Below are 16509 nucleotides of genomic sequence, written 5' to 3' on the forward strand. Positions count from 1 at the left end.
CCTGAACGCGCTCGGCGACGTTTCGCACAAACCCTAGCGCCCGATCACCAGCATTTTGTCACCCTTGCGGTTGGCGAAGCTCGCCAGTATCCGCTGCCGATGCTCCAGCAGCCAGGTCTGCAGCCACTGTTCGTCGGCGTCCGCCTCGATCACGAAGTACTGGTAACGCTCGACCAGCTCCGGCCCCATGGCAGCCTCGCGGGTCAGCTCGCTGAGTTCGTAGCCGCGCCCCGCATAATAGGCGATCCGCCCATCCTCATAGAAAATCGAGGCATTCGCCGGGGTGTGCGCCGATACCCAATGCCCGGCCTCGATATAGTGGGTCTTGCGTGCGCCCAGGGAAATCACGTTCGCCAGCATCACCAGCAGCCCCACCACCACCAGGGCCTTGCCCAAGCGTGGGTGGGACCGGGAAAAGAGACTCAGGCCCACGGCCAGCAGCGGCACGAGCAGCAACACCAGCAGGCTCAGGTAACGACCATTGATGAACTGCGTCCGGATGAAGAACAGCATCAGCACGACGAAATAGAGCAGGCCGATGATCGCCGCCAGGCGAAACTCACGCCAGTAGACGGCGAAGGCCGCCCAGGAGCGCCTGCTGGCGAAGGCGACCGCGCCAGGCCCCATCAGTCCGATGCACTTGAGCAGCAAGGAGCCTGTCAGTCCGATGAAGATGATGCGGCCCGCCTCGTTGGCCGAATACTTGTTGATCAGCGAATCGGCAAATTGCTGGCTCAGCTGCTTGAATGCGCCGAACATCGCCGAGGGCCGGATCAGGTCGATGTAGTAGTCCAGGCGCCGTACCTCCAGGCCGCTCCAGGCCAGCAGGGCCAGGCCGCCAGCCACGCCTGCCAGGACCGGGAGCCAGGCTATCTGGGCAAAACGTTGCCGCTGTCCGGCCCGCAACAGGTCGGGTAGACGCCACGCCAGGATCGCGCCGAACAGCAGCACGGCTTCCAGGCGGAAAAGGCTGCCCAGCACGATGGCCACGGAGATGGCCGCAGCCAGGCCCCAGCCGCCCCTGGCCTGCCAGCGTACCGCCAGCCAGAGCGCCAAGGTGCAGAAGAACCAGAAACCGGACTCGCGAATGATGTCGCCACGAAACTCGTTCATGGCTGGCATCGCCAGGACCACCAGGCAAGCCCAATGGGCCGCTTGCGGCGCCCGCTGGCGCACGACGTCGACCATCAGGGCGCAGGTGCCGGCCAGAAACAGGGTCGACCACAGGTAGGCGCAGTATTCCAGCGGCAGGCGCAGCACCCCATGGGTCCCGGCCAGCAGTAGTGAATACCACGGCCAGTCGAAACGCGCCCAGGCCACCTCGGCGCCCTGTTCGCTGGCCTGGCGCGCCAGGTCCAGGTAGAACGCCCCATCGCGCCCGACCGTCACCACGCCGAGGATGGCGATCAGCGAGAGCAGAAGGCTGCCGACCAAGGCCAGGACTGCCGGGTCGAAGCGCCCGATCGAACCTGTGACAGGCATGCCTGCGCGACTGGAAGAAGCTTCGGTACGCATGGAATCAGACCTTGGAAAATTGATGCTGGGACATTGGGCAACGAGATGCTTGGCAAGTGCCGCTCGGCGCTGAAAAACCTGTATAGCGGCCGCAGCGACAGGCGACTGTCACTTGAACAGGCACCGAATGGCTTTGCGGGTATAGGACCAACGCCTGAGCGAGCAGGGGTCCGAACGCAGTGCCTGCAGGTATAGGCCCTTGGCCCGGGCATAGTCGCCAGCACCATAGCAGTCACGGAACAGCGACAGGCAACGCTGGGTCAGGAACGCCTGGCGCAGGCTGTGCAAGGCGCTGGGCATGCGCGTGGGCGAAAACACCTCGTCGACCATGCCGACTCCGGCCGCCAGGCTTTGCTGCAAGTCGTGACGCATGCTGTCGTGATGCTTGTAGATCAAGGCCAGCGGTCGGTCCAGAATGGTGCATTCGCAGCGAGCCAGCACCTGGGCGAACACCGGGATGTCCTCGACGTTGCGCAGGTGTTCGGGATAGTTGCCGTGCACGAACACCTCCCGGTGCATTGCGCACGCGCCGTTGGACAGCGAAACGGTCTTGTCCACCAGGTAGCCGCGTACGCGGGCATAAGGCGAGGCCGGCAATGGCTTGGCCGTGTGCAGCACGCGCGAGCCATCCTCGAATACCGACCAGTGCCCTCCGATGACCATGCGCGTGCGGGGATTGGCATCGATATGCAGGCGCAGCGCATCCAGCGCGCCAGGCGCCATCTCGTCATCGGCATCGAGAAAGATCAGGTACTGGCCGCGCGCTTCGGCGATCCCCAGGTTGCGCACCGAAGACAGGCCGCCGTTGGCCTTGCGCAAGGTTCGAAAACGTCCGGCATGCTGCATCGACAGTCGATGCAGCACCTCAGGTGTTTCATCCGTGGACCCGTCATCGATGACCAACAGGTCACAATCGATGTCCAGCTGCGCTAGTACGGAGGTTACAGCCCTTGGCAAGACCTTGGCATAGTTGTAAGCAGGAATAACGACGCTGATCAGCACGTCAGTCTGCATATCCGTTCGCGCCCTCTTTGACCACCAGAATGTCTTCCATGATCAAGTATTGCAGGTCCGAGCCGAAGAACATGTTCAGGGCGTCGGTCGGCGAGCAGATCATCGGCTCGCCGCGCCGATTGAGCGAGGTGTTCAGTGAAACGCCGTTGCCGGTCAGCGCTTCCAGGGCTTTCATCATGTCGTAGTAGCGCGGATTGTACTCGCGCTTGAGCACCTGGGCGCGTGACGTACCGTCCTCGTGGACCACCTCCGGCACGCGGGTCTTCCACTCCTCGGCCACCTCGAAGGTGAAGGTCATGAACGGCGCGGGATGGTCGACCTTGATCATCTGCGGCGCGACGGTGTCGAGCATCGACGGACAGAACGGTCTCCAGCGTTCGCGGAACTTGATCTGTTCGTTGATGCGGTCGGCCACGCCCGGCACGCTAGGGCAGCCGATGATCGAGCGACCGCCCAGCGCGCGCGGACCGAACTCCATGCGTCCCTGGAACCAGGCCACCGGATTGCCGTCGACCATGATCCTGGCGATGCGCTGGGGCATGTCGTCGATCTTGCGCCACTGCGGCTGGCTCGGGTGGCGGGCGCAGGCCGCGATGACGTCCTCATTGCTGTAGGCGGGGCCGAGGTAGACGTGTTCCATCTTTTCCACCGGCACGCCGCGAGCATGCGAGACGTAGGCCGCCGCGCCCACCGCGGTACCGGCATCGCCGGAGGCCGGCTGGACGAACAGCTCGCTGACGTCGGCGCGATCGATGATCTTCTGGTTGAGCTTGACGTTCAGCGCACAGCCGCCAGCGAAGGCCAGCTTGCCGGTCTCCTTGAGGATGTCGCCCAGGTAATGGTCGATCATCTGCAGGGCAAGCTTCTCGAACAGCGCCTGCATGCTGGCTGCGTAATGGATGTACGGCTCGTCGGCGATGTCACCCTCGCGCTTGGGCCCGAGCCATTCGATCAGCTTGGGCGTGAAGTAGAACCCCTTGCCCTTCTCCTTGTAGCGGCGCAAGCCGATGACGTTGGCGTATTCGGTATTGATCACCAGTTCGCCGTTCTCGAAACTGGCCAGGCGGGAAAAGTCGTACTTGCTGGCATCGCCATACGGCGCCATGCCCATGACCTTGAACTCGCCATCGAGCATCTCGAAGCCGAGGAACTCGGTCATTGCGCCATACAGGCCACCGAGCGAGTCGGGATCGAAGAATTCCTTGATCTTGTGGATTCGGCCATTCTCGCCGTAGCCGAAGAAGGTCGTGGCATATTCGCCCTTGCCGTCGATACCGAGGATCGCGGTCTTCTCCTGGAAGCCCGAGCAGTGGTAGGCGCTGGATGCATGGGCCAGGTGGTGCTCGACCGGCTCGATCTTCACCTTCTTCGGGTCGAAGCCCAACTGTTCCAGGCACCAGACGATCTTCCTGCGATAGCGCTTGTAGCGGCGGTTGCCCATCAGGATGGCGTCCAGCGCACGATCCGGGGCGTACCAATAGCGCTTGGCATAGTGCCAGCGAGCCTTGCCGAACAGGCTGATCGGCGCGAAGGGAATGGCCACCACATCGACATCCGACGGCTTGATACCTGCCTGCTCCAGGCAGAACTTGGCCGACTCGTAAGGCATGCGATTCTTCGCATGCTTGTCACGCACGAAGCGCTCTTCTTCGGCGGCGGCAATCAGCTTTCCGTCGATGTACAGAGCCGCGGAAGGGTCATGGCTAAGGGCGCCGGACAGGCCAAGAATCGTCAATGCCAAGGGTCTAGCCTCTTCATTCGGTAAAGATGCGCCACGTCTGGAGGTACATGACGGCTAAAGGGCGCGATTATAACGCAAAGCAGGGTTTGGGTAATGCAGCGCAATGGCGGCGACCAGCTGGCACTCGTCGGCCATCGCTGGCGGCTCAGCCACCAGGCCGGCAATGACGAGCCGCGCAGGGCAGCGGACGCTTGCGGCCATACCCGCCTTGACGCACCCTGAAAAACTTCCAGACGCTACTCTGCTATCAGCCAGTCCATTCGCCAGCTGCCGTGACTCTGCGCCAGCTCGCGCGCCAGCCATGGCAGCAGTTCGCGCAATTGCTCTTCCAGCCCCCAGGGCGGATTGGCGATGGCCAGCCCGGAACCGTTCAAGCCCTGGGGGCTGTCCTGATGATGCACGTACAGTTCGGCGCGCAGCAGTTTCGGCGCACCGGTACTGCTCAGGTCCTGGTAGAAGCGTGTCAGCTGGCGCTGGTCCTTGATCGGGTACCAGATCGCGACCACGGTCTGGCGCATGCGCCCGATGGCCTCCTTGAGCGACTGGGTGCAACGCTTGAGCTCGTCGGCCTGCTCGAAGGGTGGATCGATGAGCATCACGGCGCGCTTTTCCTGGACCGGCAACAAGGCACGCGGCACATGCCAGCCCTCGCCCAGATGCACGACCACGCGCGGGTCCTTCTTCATGTTTTCCTTGAGCAGCGGACCGTCCTGTGGATGCTTTTCGTTGAGCAAGGCACGGTCCTGCTGGCGCATCAGGCGGCGCGCCAGCTCGGGGGAGCCCGGATAGTAGCGCAACTCGCCATCGGGATTGAGCCGCCCGATCACGCGCAGGTAATCGGCCGTCATCGCTGGCAGGTCAGTGCGCCCCCACAGCCGCGCGATACCTTCGAGGTACTCGCCGGTTCGCACCGCCTGGTCGCCCTGCAGGTCATACAGGCCAAGGCCGGCGTGGGTATCTAGGTAGGCGAACGGCTGCTCCTTGCGCGACATCAGGGCGATGAGGCGGGTCAGCACGATGTGCTTGAAGACGTCGGCATGGTTGCCGGCGTGAAAGGCGTGACGATAGTTCATGGCGACTCCTGCAGGGCCACCAAGTCTACCGCCTGGAGCGGGAGCCGCAAGCTCCAGGCCTCAAGCTGCAGGTTGCAAGCTGAGCGGCGATGCAACAGGTCCGCCGATCGGCTTGCAGCTTGCAGCCAAAGGCTCATTTGTCCGCGTGATAGGCCGCGTCAGCCTTCTCGAAGCGGGCGATCATGCTTTGCGAAGGGCTGCCCAGCTTGCTTACCACGACGATGGCGAGGCTGGCGAAGAGGAAGCCCGGGATGATCTCGTACAGGTCGGAGATCGCCAGATTCTTCCACAGGATGACGGTCACGGCGCCGACCACGATGCCGGCCAGCGCACCGTTGCGGGTCATGCCTTTCCAGAGCACCGAGATCAGTACCACAGGCCCGAAGGCAGCGCCGAAGCCGGCCCAGGCGTAGGCCACCAGGCCAAGTACGCGGTTCTGCGGATTGGCCGCCAGAGCGATGGCGATCAATGCCACGGCCAGGACCATCAGGCGGCCGACCCAGACCAGCTCGCCTTGCGATGCGTTCTTGCGCAGGAAAGCCTTGTAGAAGTCTTCGGTCAGGGCGCTGGAGCATACCAGCAGCTGGCAGCTCAGGGTGCTCATCACCGCTGCCAGGATGGCCGAAAGCAGCACGCCGGCGATCCACGGATTGAACAGCAGCTTGGAAAGCTCGATGAACACGCGCTCAGGGTTCTCGGTGACCGGCCCGGCGACCTCGGGGTGGGCCGAGAAGTAGGCGATGCCGAAGAAGCCTACCGCGCAGGTCCCGGCCAGGCAGAGGATCATCCAGGTCATGGAGATGCGACGGGCCTTGGCGATCGACTTGACCGAATCGGCCGCCATGAAGCGCGCCAGGATGTGCGGCTGGCCGAAATAACCCAGCCCCCAGCCAAGCAGCGAGATGATGCCGACGAATGTGGCGCCCTTGAACATGTCGAAGTGCGCCGGATCCTGCAGCTCGATGGCCTGGAAGGTGGTATCGAAGCCGCCGGTCGAGATCAGCACGATCACCGGGGTCAGGATCAGCGCGAAGATCATCAGCGAGGCTTGCACGGTGTCGGTCCAGCTGACGGCCAGGAAACCGCCGACGAAGGTATAGGCGATGGTCGCGGCGGCACCGGCCCACAAGGCGGTCTCGTACGACATGCCGAAGGTGCTTTCGAACAGGCGGGCACCGGCGACGATGCCGGAGGCGCAGTAGATGGTGAAGAACACCAGGATCACGATTGCCGAGATGACGCGCAGCAGGCCGGTCTGGTCCTCGAAACGACTGGCGAAGAAATCGGGCAGGGTCAGGGCGTCGCCGTTGTGTTCGGTCTGCACGCGCAGACGCCCTGCCACGAACAGCCAGTTCAGGTAGGCGCCGATGGTCAGGCCGATGGCAATCCAGGCTTCGGACAGGCCGGACAGGTAGATGGCGCCCGGCAGCCCCATCAGCAGCCAGCCGCTCATGTCGGAAGCGCCGGCGGACAATGCGGTCACCACGCTGCCGAGGCTACGGCCACCGAGGATGTAGTCGGAAAGATTCTTGGTGGAGCGATAGGCGACGAAGCCGATCAGCACCATTGCTGCGATGTAGACCACGAAGGTGATCGTAAGCGGATTGCCCATGTGTGTGCCCTGGCGTTTGTTTTTATCTCTGCGACCGGACCCCTGCCGGTTGCACCAGGCGACGGATCCTATGCAACAACTTGAACAAGGTGCAACCATTTTTCGCTTGCAAGTAGCGCCTCGGGCATTTTTTCGGAAATGACCTACAGTTTTGGCGCATCTTGCAACAGCCTGGGATTTGCCCCCGGACCGCCTTCTTGGCCGCTGCCCCAGCCTTGTCCGGCGCGCTCGGACGAACAGCACGGGGCCAGGCGAAAAACAGGGTTGCACTAGGTTGCACCCAAGCGCTCCTACCGCTAATCTTGGCGCCAGCTTAAGCCACGACCGTGGTAATAATGAGGACAACAAAATGGCGACGACCACCCTTGGGGTCAAACTCGATGACCCGACCCGCGAGCGACTCAAGACAGCCGCGCAGTCCATCGACCGGACACCGCACTGGCTGATCAAGCAGGCGATCTTCAACTACCTCGAGAAGCTCGAGGGTGGCGCCACCCTCACCGAACTCGATGGCCAGGCCGCAAGCCCCGCCGACGACGCCGGGGAAGTCCAGGCCGAGCACAGCCATCAGTGCTTCCTGGAATTCGCCGAGAGCATCCTTCCCCAGTCGGTGCTTCGCGCGGCCATCACTGCGGCCTATCGGCGCCCCGAACAGGAAATGGTGCCGGTATTGCTGGAGCAGGCACGCCTCACCGCGGCCCAGGCCGAAGCCACCAACAAGCTGGCCGCGCGAATCGCTGACAAGCTGCGCCACCAGAAGAGCGCCAGCGGTCGGGCAGGTATCGTGCAAGGTCTGTTGCAGGAATTCTCGCTGTCTTCCCAGGAAGGCGTCGCCCTGATGTGCCTGGCCGAAGCCTTGCTGCGCATTCCCGACAAAGGGACTCGGGACGCCCTGATTCGCGACAAGATCAGCACCGGCAACTGGCAGCCGCACCTGGGCAATAGTCCGTCGCTGTTCGTCAACGCCGCCACCTGGGGCCTGCTGCTGACCGGCAAGCTGGTCTCGACCCATAATGAATCGGGTCTGACCGCCTCGCTCAGCCGGATCATCGGCAAGAGCGGCGAGCCGATGATCCGCAAGGGTGTCGACATGGCCATGCGCCTGATGGGCGAGCAGTTCGTCACCGGCGAGACCATCGCCGAGGCGCTGGCCAACGCCAGCCGCTTCGAATCCAAGGGTTTCCGCTATTCGTACGACATGCTCGGCGAGGCGGCCCTGACCGAGCACGACGCGCAGAAATACCTGGCCTCCTACGAGCAGGCGATCCATTCGATCGGCAAGGCTTCCCACGGCCGTGGCATCTATGAAGGCCCGGGCATTTCCATCAAGCTTTCGGCCCTGCATCCACGCTACAGCCGGGCACAGTATGAGCGGGTGATGGAAGAACTCTACCCACGTCTGCTTTCGCTGACCCTGATGGCCAAGCAATACGACATCGGCCTGAACATCGATGCCGAGGAAGCCGATCGCCTGGAGCTTTCCCTGGATCTGCTCGAGCGCCTGTGCTTCGAGCCGCAGCTGGCAGGATGGAACGGCATCGGCTTCGTCATCCAGGCCTACCAGAAGCGCTGCCCCTATGTGATCGACCATGTCATCGACCTGGCCCGGCGCAGCCGTCACCGACTGATGATTCGCCTGGTCAAGGGCGCCTACTGGGACAGCGAGATCAAGCGCGCCCAGGTGGAGGGCTTGGAGGGATATCCGGTCTATACCCGCAAGGTCTATACCGACATTTCCTATATCGCCTGCGCCCGCAAGCTGCTGTCGGTGCCGGAAGCCATCTACCCGCAATTCGCCACCCACAACGCCCACACCCTGTCGGCCATCTACCATATCGCCGGACAGAACTACTATCCGGGCCAGTACGAGTTCCAGTGCCTGCACGGCATGGGCGAACCGCTGTACGAGCAGGTGGTCGGCAAGATTTCCGAAGGCAAGCTGAACCGGCCGTGCCGGATCTACGCGCCTGTCGGCACCCACGAGACCCTGCTGGCGTACCTGGTCCGCCGGTTGCTCGAGAACGGTGCCAATACGTCCTTCGTCAACCGTGTGGCGGACCACTCCCTGTCCATCCAGGAACTGGTCGCCGACCCGGTGGTGAGCATCGAGCGGATGGGCACCCAGGAAGGCTGCATCGGCCTGCCTCACCCGCGCATCGCGCTGCCACGCGACCTTTACGGCAGCGAGCGGGCCAACTCGGCCGGCATCGACATGGCCAACGAACACCGCCTGGCCTCGCTTTCCTGCGCCTTGCTGGCCACCGCCCATAACGACTGGAAGGCTTCGCCGGTACTGGCCTGCCCGGCCAGCGAAGAGGCAGCTTCGGCAGTGCTCAATCCTTCGGACCACCGCGATGTGGTCGGGCATGTGCAGGAGGCCACGGTCGCCGACGCCGACAATGCCGTGCAGTGCGCCGTGAATGCCGCACCGATCTGGCAAGCCACGCCGCCCGCCGAACGCGCCACGATCCTGGAGCGCGCCGCCGACCTTATGGAGGCCGAGATCCAGCCGCTGATGGGCCTGCTGGTGCGCGAAGCCGGCAAGACCTATGTCAACGCCATCGCCGAAGTGCGCGAGGCGGTCGACTTCCTGCGCTATTACGCGGTCCAGGCGCGCAACGATTTCAGCAACGATGCCCACCGTCCGCTGGGGCCGGTGGTATGCATCAGTCCCTGGAACTTCCCGCTGGCGATCTTCTCCGGCCAGGTTGCCGCCGCGCTGGCAGCCGGCAACCCGGTCCTGGCCAAGCCGGCCGAACAGACCCCGCTGGTCGCGGCGCAGGCCGTGCGTATTCTGCTCGAGGCAGGCATTCCCGAAGGCGTGCTGCAATTGCTGCCGGGGCGCGGCGAAACCGTCGGCGCTCGCCTGGTCGGCGACGAGCGGGTCAAGGGCGTGATGTTCACCGGCTCCACCGAGGTGGCGCGCCTGCTGCAGCGCAACGTCGCCGGACGCCTGGATGCACAAGGCCGGCCGATTCCGCTGATCGCCGAAACCGGCGGGCAGAACGCAATGATCGTCGACTCCTCCGCGCTCACCGAGCAGGTAGTGGTCGACGTGGTGTCCTCCGCCTTCGACAGTGCCGGCCAGCGCTGCTCGGCCCTGCGCGTGCTGTGCCTGCAGGAGGATTGCGCCGATCGGGTGGTCGAGATGCTCAAGGGCGCCATGGCCCAGAGTCGCCTGGGCAATCCGGAGCGCCTGTCCGTGGACATCGGCCCGGTGATCGACGCCGAGGCCAAGGCCGGCATCGAAAAGCACATCCAGGGCATGCGCGAGAAGGGCCGTTCGGTGTACCAGGTGGCGCTCGCCGATGCCGAGGAATGCAAGCGCGGCACCTTCGTCATGCCGACCTTGATCGAACTGGAAAGCTTCGACGAACTCAAGCGCGAGATCTTCGGCCCGGTCCTGCATGTGGTGCGCTACAACCGCCGCAACCTGGATCAGCTCATCGAGCAGATCAATGCATCCGGCTATGGCCTGACCCTGGGCGTGCATACCCGTATCGACGAGACCATTGCCAAGGTCGTGGACAACGTCAAGGCTGGCAACATGTACGTCAACCGCAACATCGTCGGTGCCGTGGTCGGCGTCCAGCCGTTCGGTGGCGAGGGTCTGTCGGGCACCGGTCCGAAAGCCGGTGGTCCGCTGTACCTGTACCGCCTGCTCTCGACCCGCCCGGCCGATGCCATTGCCCGTCACTTCAAGCGCGTCGACGGCGACGCCGTGCCGAGCGATCCGGTCCGCGAGCAGTTGCTCAAGCCATTGGAGAGCTTGAAGGCCTGGGCTGACGGCAGCCAGCAGGGCGATCTGGCCACGCTCTGCGAGCAGTTCGCCGAACAGTCCCAGAGCGGCATTACCCGCGTGCTGCCAGGCCCCACCGGAGAGCGCAACAGCTACACCGTCCTGCCACGCGAGCACGTGCTGTGCCTGGCCGAAAGCGAAGCCGACCTGCTCGCCCAGCTCGCCGCCGTGCTGGCTGTCGGCAGCTCGGCGCTGTTCCCCGACAGCGAACCGAGCAAGGCCTTGCGCACCCGCCTGCCGAAGGACGTGCAGGCCAGGATCGGGCTGGTGGCCGACTGGCACAAGGACGAAGTCGCCTTCGATGCAGTCCTGCACCATGGCGACTCCGACCAGCTGCGCGCCATCTGCCAGCAGGTAGCCAAGCGCGGCGGCGCCATCGTTGGCGTGCAAGGGCTGTCCAGCGGTGACCATCAGATCGCTCTCGAGCGGTTGGTGATCGAGCGGGCAGTCAGCGTGAACACCGCCGCGGCGGGGGGTAATGCAAGCCTGATGACCATCGGCTGAAGCAAGCAGTCACGCTCAGGACGGGCCGAAGTGGCGAATGGCTGCTTCGGCCCGTTTTTCATGACACGGCGTCTTCCAGAACGCTCGCCGCCAGCCTGGGAACCTTCCCATCGTTGCGTTGGCTATCAGAAATATCTGGCTTTTCCTTGGGAAATGTAAGGCAGATTCGGCCAGGGGCAATCAGGTTGAATGGCCTATCGCTTCGACAAGGTGTGCCGGGATGCCCATACAAAACGTTGCTCCTCCGATTCAGCAACTCAGCGAGGCCAAGGTTGGCGAACCCATGTTCTTCGTGGTTTCGATACGAAAGCTGCTGATCCTGAGTCTGCTCACCTTCAATGGGTACTGGCTGTTCTGCTACTGGCGCAGCTGGGTCTTCTATCGGCGCAGCAGCGGCGAAAAGATATGGCCTGCCCTGCGTGCGGCCGGCGGCATTCTGTTCCTGTACGGCTTGAACCGCAGGATCGATCAGCAAATTCGTCTATCGGGAAGAACCTACCGCTGGTCCCCGTTCCTGATCGCCCTCGCCGCTCCTCTGGCACTGGCCGCGCAAATCTGGCTGTCGCTGCTGGCCAGCTCGAAGCCGGAATGGTCCTGGCTGCCGATCGCCGTGGTTGGCCTGGGCTTGTGCTGGACTGTCAGGCTGCAGCAGGCGATCAACTTCTGCGTGGGGGATCCAGCCGGAGAATCCAATTCTCGGTTCACCTGGGCTAACGGTATATGGATGGCTTGCGGGGCGTTGTCATGGCTGGCGTACCTCGCGGCCATCATCCTGCCGGGTGCGGTGTCGATGTCGATACCATCGAGCTGAACGCTCTGGCAGAGGCGGACGGGCCGCGCAGCGATCGAGGACCATGAAGCACGCCCGTGCCGCTACATCCCTGCCATAATGCTCCTTTCGTCCGAGCCAGACCTGGCCCCGGTCAGGCCGTGACCACATGGAGGTCCCTGCATGTTCGACTCGACCGCCCTGCTGCGCCAGCGTTTCGCCGCGCTGCGCAGCGAGGCCGAAGTGTTTTCCCTGCGTCATGTGAAGCAGTCCTACCAAGGGCTGTCGGTACGCCGCAACGTCGTCGAGCCTCCTTTCTTCAGCCAGGACGAGGGCGCCATGCTCACTGTCCGCCTGGCTGGCGTGCAAGCCTATGCGGCCACCGCCGACCTGTCCCAGACGGGCCTGCAGCGAGCGCTCGAGCAGGCCGAGACGCTGGCCCGCCAGGTCGCGGCTTGCAACCTGCTGGACCTGAGCGGGCAGCCCGTGGCCAGCGAGCGCCATGAGCATGTCTCGCCGAATCTGGATCAGCCGCTGCCAAGCCTCGCCGAGTGGCTTGAGCTGCTGGCGACCGAATCGGCACGGGTCCCCAGGGACGAGCGCCTGGTGGACTGGCAGGCCACGCTGGGCATCACCCAGGTCGAGCAGACCTACCTGAACAACGCCGGAGCCGAACTGCGGCACGCCCAGCGCTTCCTCTTTCCCGGCATGGGAGTGACCGCCAGCGATGGCCGGGACAGCCAGAGCCGTAGCCTGGGCCGCGAGAACTTCGGCCAGCAGGGCGGCTTCGAGGTCATCGACGACTGTGGACTGGTTGGCGCCGGCGCACGCGTGGCCGACGAAGCCTTGCAGCTGCTGCTGGCGCCGAACACACCCGACGGCGTGCGTGACCTGCTGTTGATGCCGGACCAGATGATACTGCAGATCCACGAATCAATCGGCCATCCGCTGGAAATGGACCGAATCCTCGGTGACGAGCGCAACTATGCCGGGACCAGTTTCGTCAGGCGCGAGGACTTCGGCCGATTGCAATATGGCTCATCGCTACTGAACGTGACCTTCGATCCGACCATCGCCCGTGAACTGGCCAGCTACAGCCATGACGACGAGGGTAGCGTGGCGGACAAACAGTTTCTGATCCGCGATGGCCTGTTGCTGCGCCCGCTCGGTGGCGCCCTGTCGCGGTTCCGTTCGGGCCTGGACGGGGTTGCCAACAGCCGCGCCAGCAGCTGGAACCGCGCGCCGATCGACCGCATGGCCAATATCAACATCGAGCCGGGCGACCGAACGCTCGAACAGCTGGTCGGCGGTATCGAGCGTGGCATCCTGATGCGCACCAACCGTTCCTGGTCGATCGACGACGCGCGCAATAAGTTCCAGTTCGGCTGCGAATGGGGTCAGTTGATCGAGGATGGCGAACTCAAGGGCGTGGTGAAGAACCCCAACTACCGGGGCATCTCGGCGAGTTTCTGGCGCAGCCTGGCAGCTGTCGGTGATCGCGGTACCCTCCAGGTGCTCGGCACGCCCAACTGCGGCAAGGGCGAACCCAACCAGGTGATCCGGGTCGGCCATGCGTCGCCAGCGTGCGTGTTCAGTCAGATCGACGTATTCGGAGGGCAAGCCTGATGCTGGGCAAGGCACAGCAGCATTTCGAGGACCTGGCCGGCGCACTGCGGGACAGCATCCGCCCCGGCGAGCGGTTCACCTTCGGCTACAGCGCCGAACGTTCCCGGTTCGTGCGCTTCAACCACGCCAAGGTACGCCAGGCCGGCTCGGTCAGCCAGGCCCACGCACAGCTGCGACTGGTTCACGAGGGCCGCCAGGCAGAGTCACAGCTGACTTTGAGCGATGACCCCCAGGTCGATCGCCAACGCCTGCGCCAAGCCCTGGCGCAATTGCGCCAGACCTTGCCGCTGTTGCCAGCCGACCCCTGGTTGCGCCTGGACGAACGTGCCTGGCGCAGCCATAGCGTCCAGGACCATGCCCTGCCCGAGCTGGCGGATGTGCTGGGCCAGATCGAGCATGAAGCAGGCGATCTCGACCTGGTCGGCATCTATGCCGCAGGCCCCATAAGCCGTGGCTTCGCCAGCTCCTGCGGAGCGACGGGCTGGCATCAGGCCAACAGCTTCAACCTCGACTGGAGCCTGTTCCACGGCAACGGCGAGGCGGTGAAGGCCAATTACGCCGGGCAGGCCTGGAGCCAGCAGACGTTCGCCCAACGCATGCGCCTGTGCCGCGAACAACTTGACGCACTGGGCCGCCCGGCCCTGACCTTGCGGCCAGGCAGCTATCGTGCCTACCTGGCACCGGCCGCCATGGACGAAATCGCCGCAATGCTCTGCTGGGGCGGCTTTTCCGCTCAGGCGTTGGCGACTGGCAACAGCGCGCTGCAGCGCCTTTACCATGGCGATGCGCAATTGGCCCCGATCGTGTGCTTCGACGAACAGGTCAGCGGCTCGCTCAGCCCGGCGTTCTCCGACCAGGGTTCGCCGCGCCAGGACGTATGCCTGATCGAGCAGGGGCGGGCCAGCGGGCGCCTGGTCAGCATGCGCAGCGCCGCCGAGTTCGGCCTGGCCGCCAACGGCGCCGACAGTCACGAATCGCCTTGCGCCCTGAGCCTGGCCCCCGGCGACCTGGCCCAGGCGCAAATCCTCGAGCGCCTCGGCACAGGCCTGTATATCAGCAACCTGTGGTACCTGAACTATTCGGACCTGCCAGCGGCGCGCATGACGGGCCTGACCCGCTTCGCCACCTTCTGGGTGGAAGACGGCCAGATCCGCGCGCCAGTGACCACCATGCGCTTCGATGACAGTCTGTACAGCCTGCTAGGCGAGCAACTGGAAGCGCTGACCCGCGAGCGTGAACTGATCCTCTCGACTAGCACCTATGGCCAACGGCATACCGGATCGAGTCATCTGCCAGGAGCGCTGGTCAAAGCCATGACCCTGACATTGTGATCGCCCTTTCGTGGGCCGGGCGGCGAACAGCCCGACCCGCCCGCGACGGCCCAGACGAGACCACCAATGCCTGAACGCACGCCGCTCGACCCCGTCACCGCCCGCTGGATTCCCTGGGTGGTGGCCATCGCTTTCTTCATGCAGTCCCTGGACGGCACCATTCTCAATACCGCGCTGCCGGCCATGGCCCGTTCGCTGGAGGAAAACCCGCTGCGCATGCAGGGCGTGATCATTGCCTACATGCTCACCGTGGCCCTGCTGATTCCCGCCTCGGGCTGGATCGCCGACCGTTTCGGCACCAAGCGCATCTTCTTCAGCGCCATCCTGCTGTTCAGCTTCGGCTCGCTGCTCTGCGCCATTGCCAACAGCCTGACATTCCTGGTCGCCGCCCGGGTGATCCAGGGGCTGGGGGGCGCGCTGATGCTGCCGGTGGGACGTCTGGTGGTACTGCGAGCCTACCCGCGCTCGGAGCTGGTGAGGATCATGAGCTTCATCACCATTCCCGGCCTGCTCGGTCCGCTGCTTGGCCCGACCGTGGGCGGCTGGCTGGTGGAGATCCTCAGCTGGCACTGGATCTTCCTGCTCAACCTGCCGGTGGGCGCACTCGGCTGCTGGGCGGTCTGGAAGCTGATCCCGGACTTGCGCGGGGCGCAGCGTACACCGTTCGACGGGCCGGGCTTCGTGCTCTTCGGCGCGGCGATGGTACTGATCACCATCGCCATGGAAGGCCTGGGTGAACTGCACCTGCCGCACCTGCGCGTGATGCTCCTGCTGTTCGCGGGCATGGCCTGCCTGGCGGCCTACTGGCTACGAGCGGGACGCGACCCGGACCCGCTGTTTTCGCCAAGCCTGTTCCGGGTGCGGACCTTCGCCATCGGCATCCTGGGCAACCTGTTCGCACGCCTGGGCAGTGGCGCCCTGCCCTTCCTGGTGCCGCTGCTGCTGCAGGTGGCGCTGGGGTATTCGCCTTCACAGGCGGGCATGAGCATGATCCCGCTGGCCGCCGCGGCAATGATCGCCAAGTCCATCGCCCGCCCGCTGATCGAGCGCCTGGGCTACCGGATCATCCTGACTGGCAATACCCTGCTGCTCGGCCTGTTGCTGGCCAGCCTGGGCCTGGTCGACGAACAGACGCCCTATGGACTGCTGCTGGTGCAGCTCGGCCTGCTTGGAGCGGTCAATTCGCTGCAGTTCACGGCAATGAACACCGTGACCCTGATCGACCTGGACGATGCCAGCGCCAGCAGCGGCAACAGCCTGTTGTCGGTAGTGGCGCAACTGTCGCTTAGCCTGGGCGTGGCCTGCGCCGGCGCGCTGCTCGGGGGGTTCACCGCCGCCGGCAGCGCTGACGGTGTCGAGACGACCCTGGGTGCCTTCCAGCTGACCTTCCTGACCATCGGCCTGATGGCCATGCTTGCCGCGGCGATCTTCCTCCAGTTGTCGCCGTCCGATGGCCGACGTGCCCGTCGTCCGGAACCGGAGCTGGAGCCTTAGGAAGAATGCTCGCGAGCCTGTAGACTGTGCG

The 16509-nt window shown here is 64.4% G+C and carries 10 protein-coding genes; 5 read left to right on the forward strand and 5 right to left on the reverse strand.

Features of this window, described 5'->3' with window-relative positions:
• Positions 1–33: 33 nt before the first annotated feature.
• From ACY8GK_RS13805 to putP, 5 genes are all read right to left on the reverse strand, one after another.
• Complete coding sequence (locus ACY8GK_RS13805; protein ID WP_462401459.1) at positions 34–1515, reverse strand: hypothetical protein; 1482 nt, start codon at positions 1513–1515, stop codon at positions 34–36.
• Between the two features lie 108 nt (positions 1516–1623).
• Positions 1624–2529 (reverse strand): glycosyltransferase family 2 protein, encoded by a 906-nt coding sequence (locus tag ACY8GK_RS13810; protein WP_462401460.1) that lies wholly within the window; start codon positions 2527–2529, stop codon positions 1624–1626.
• Entirely contained in the window at positions 2519–4270 is a 1752-nt protein-coding gene (locus ACY8GK_RS13815) for a carbamoyltransferase family protein (RefSeq protein WP_462401461.1), read from the reverse strand. The genes ACY8GK_RS13810 and ACY8GK_RS13815 overlap by 11 nt, the downstream gene beginning before the upstream one ends.
• A 236-nt stretch (positions 4271–4506) precedes the next feature.
• On the reverse strand, positions 4507–5343 hold the full coding sequence (locus tag ACY8GK_RS13820; protein WP_196175910.1) for a 23S rRNA (adenine(2030)-N(6))-methyltransferase RlmJ: 837 nt from the start codon (positions 5341–5343) through the stop codon (positions 4507–4509).
• 133 nt (positions 5344–5476) lie between these two features.
• The gene (putP, locus tag ACY8GK_RS13825; protein WP_196175908.1) at positions 5477–6955 is read right to left on the reverse strand and encodes a sodium/proline symporter PutP; all 1479 of its coding nucleotides are present in this window, start codon (positions 6953–6955) and stop codon (positions 5477–5479) included.
• Between the two features lie 349 nt (positions 6956–7304).
• Here putP and putA point away from each other — a divergent pair, with 349 nt between their 5' ends.
• The 5 genes from putA (at position 7305) to mdtD (ending at position 16478) form a co-directional block, all read left to right on the forward strand.
• A complete protein-coding gene (gene putA / locus ACY8GK_RS13830; RefSeq protein ID WP_462401462.1) occupies positions 7305–11258 on the forward strand; it encodes a trifunctional transcriptional regulator/proline dehydrogenase/L-glutamate gamma-semialdehyde dehydrogenase in 3954 nt (1317 codons plus the stop codon).
• Between the two features lie 220 nt (positions 11259–11478).
• The gene (locus ACY8GK_RS13835) at positions 11479–12069 is read left to right on the forward strand and encodes a hypothetical protein (RefSeq protein WP_462401463.1); all 591 of its coding nucleotides are present in this window, start codon (positions 11479–11481) and stop codon (positions 12067–12069) included.
• A 141-nt stretch (positions 12070–12210) separates the two neighbouring features.
• Positions 12211–13653 carry a TldD/PmbA family protein gene (locus ACY8GK_RS13840; protein WP_196175903.1) on the forward strand — a complete coding sequence of 481 codons (1443 nt, stop codon included), beginning with the start codon at positions 12211–12213 and terminating at the stop codon, positions 13651–13653.
• Positions 13653–14984: a TldD/PmbA family protein gene (locus ACY8GK_RS13845; protein ID WP_462401464.1), complete on the forward strand. Its 1332-nt coding sequence runs from the start codon at positions 13653–13655 to the stop codon at positions 14982–14984. Before ACY8GK_RS13840 ends, ACY8GK_RS13845 begins: the two co-directional genes overlap by 1 nt.
• Positions 14985–15050: 66 nt before the next feature.
• A complete protein-coding gene (gene mdtD, locus ACY8GK_RS13850) occupies positions 15051–16478 on the forward strand; it encodes a multidrug transporter subunit MdtD (RefSeq protein WP_196175898.1) in 1428 nt (475 codons plus the stop codon).
• Positions 16479–16509: the final 31 nt, after the last annotated feature.

The organism is Pseudomonas sp. Marseille-QA0332 (assembly GCF_054950175.1).

What these genes read in the sequence shown, in the direction of transcription:
- ACY8GK_RS13805 (WP_462401459.1), bottom strand. Translation starts at nt 1,515, where the DNA reads ATGCGTACCGAAGCTTCTTCCAGTCGCGCAGGCATGCCTGTCACAGGT.
- ACY8GK_RS13810 (WP_462401460.1), bottom strand. Translation starts at nt 2,529, where the DNA reads ATGCAGACTGACGTGCTGATCAGCGTCGTTATTCCTGCTTACAACTAT.
- ACY8GK_RS13820 (WP_196175910.1), bottom strand. Translation starts at nt 5,343, where the DNA reads ATGAACTATCGTCACGCCTTTCACGCCGGCAACCATGCCGACGTCTTC.
- putP (WP_196175908.1), bottom strand. Translation starts at nt 6,955, where the DNA reads ATGGGCAATCCGCTTACGATCACCTTCGTGGTCTACATCGCAGCAATG.
- putA (WP_462401462.1), top strand. Translation starts at nt 7,305, where the DNA reads ATGGCGACGACCACCCTTGGGGTCAAACTCGATGACCCGACCCGCGAG.
- ACY8GK_RS13835 (WP_462401463.1), top strand. Translation starts at nt 11,479, where the DNA reads ATGCCCATACAAAACGTTGCTCCTCCGATTCAGCAACTCAGCGAGGCC.
- ACY8GK_RS13840 (WP_196175903.1), top strand. Translation starts at nt 12,211, where the DNA reads ATGTTCGACTCGACCGCCCTGCTGCGCCAGCGTTTCGCCGCGCTGCGC.
- ACY8GK_RS13845 (WP_462401464.1), top strand. Translation starts at nt 13,653, where the DNA reads ATGCTGGGCAAGGCACAGCAGCATTTCGAGGACCTGGCCGGCGCACTG.
- mdtD (WP_196175898.1), top strand. Translation starts at nt 15,051, where the DNA reads ATGCCTGAACGCACGCCGCTCGACCCCGTCACCGCCCGCTGGATTCCC.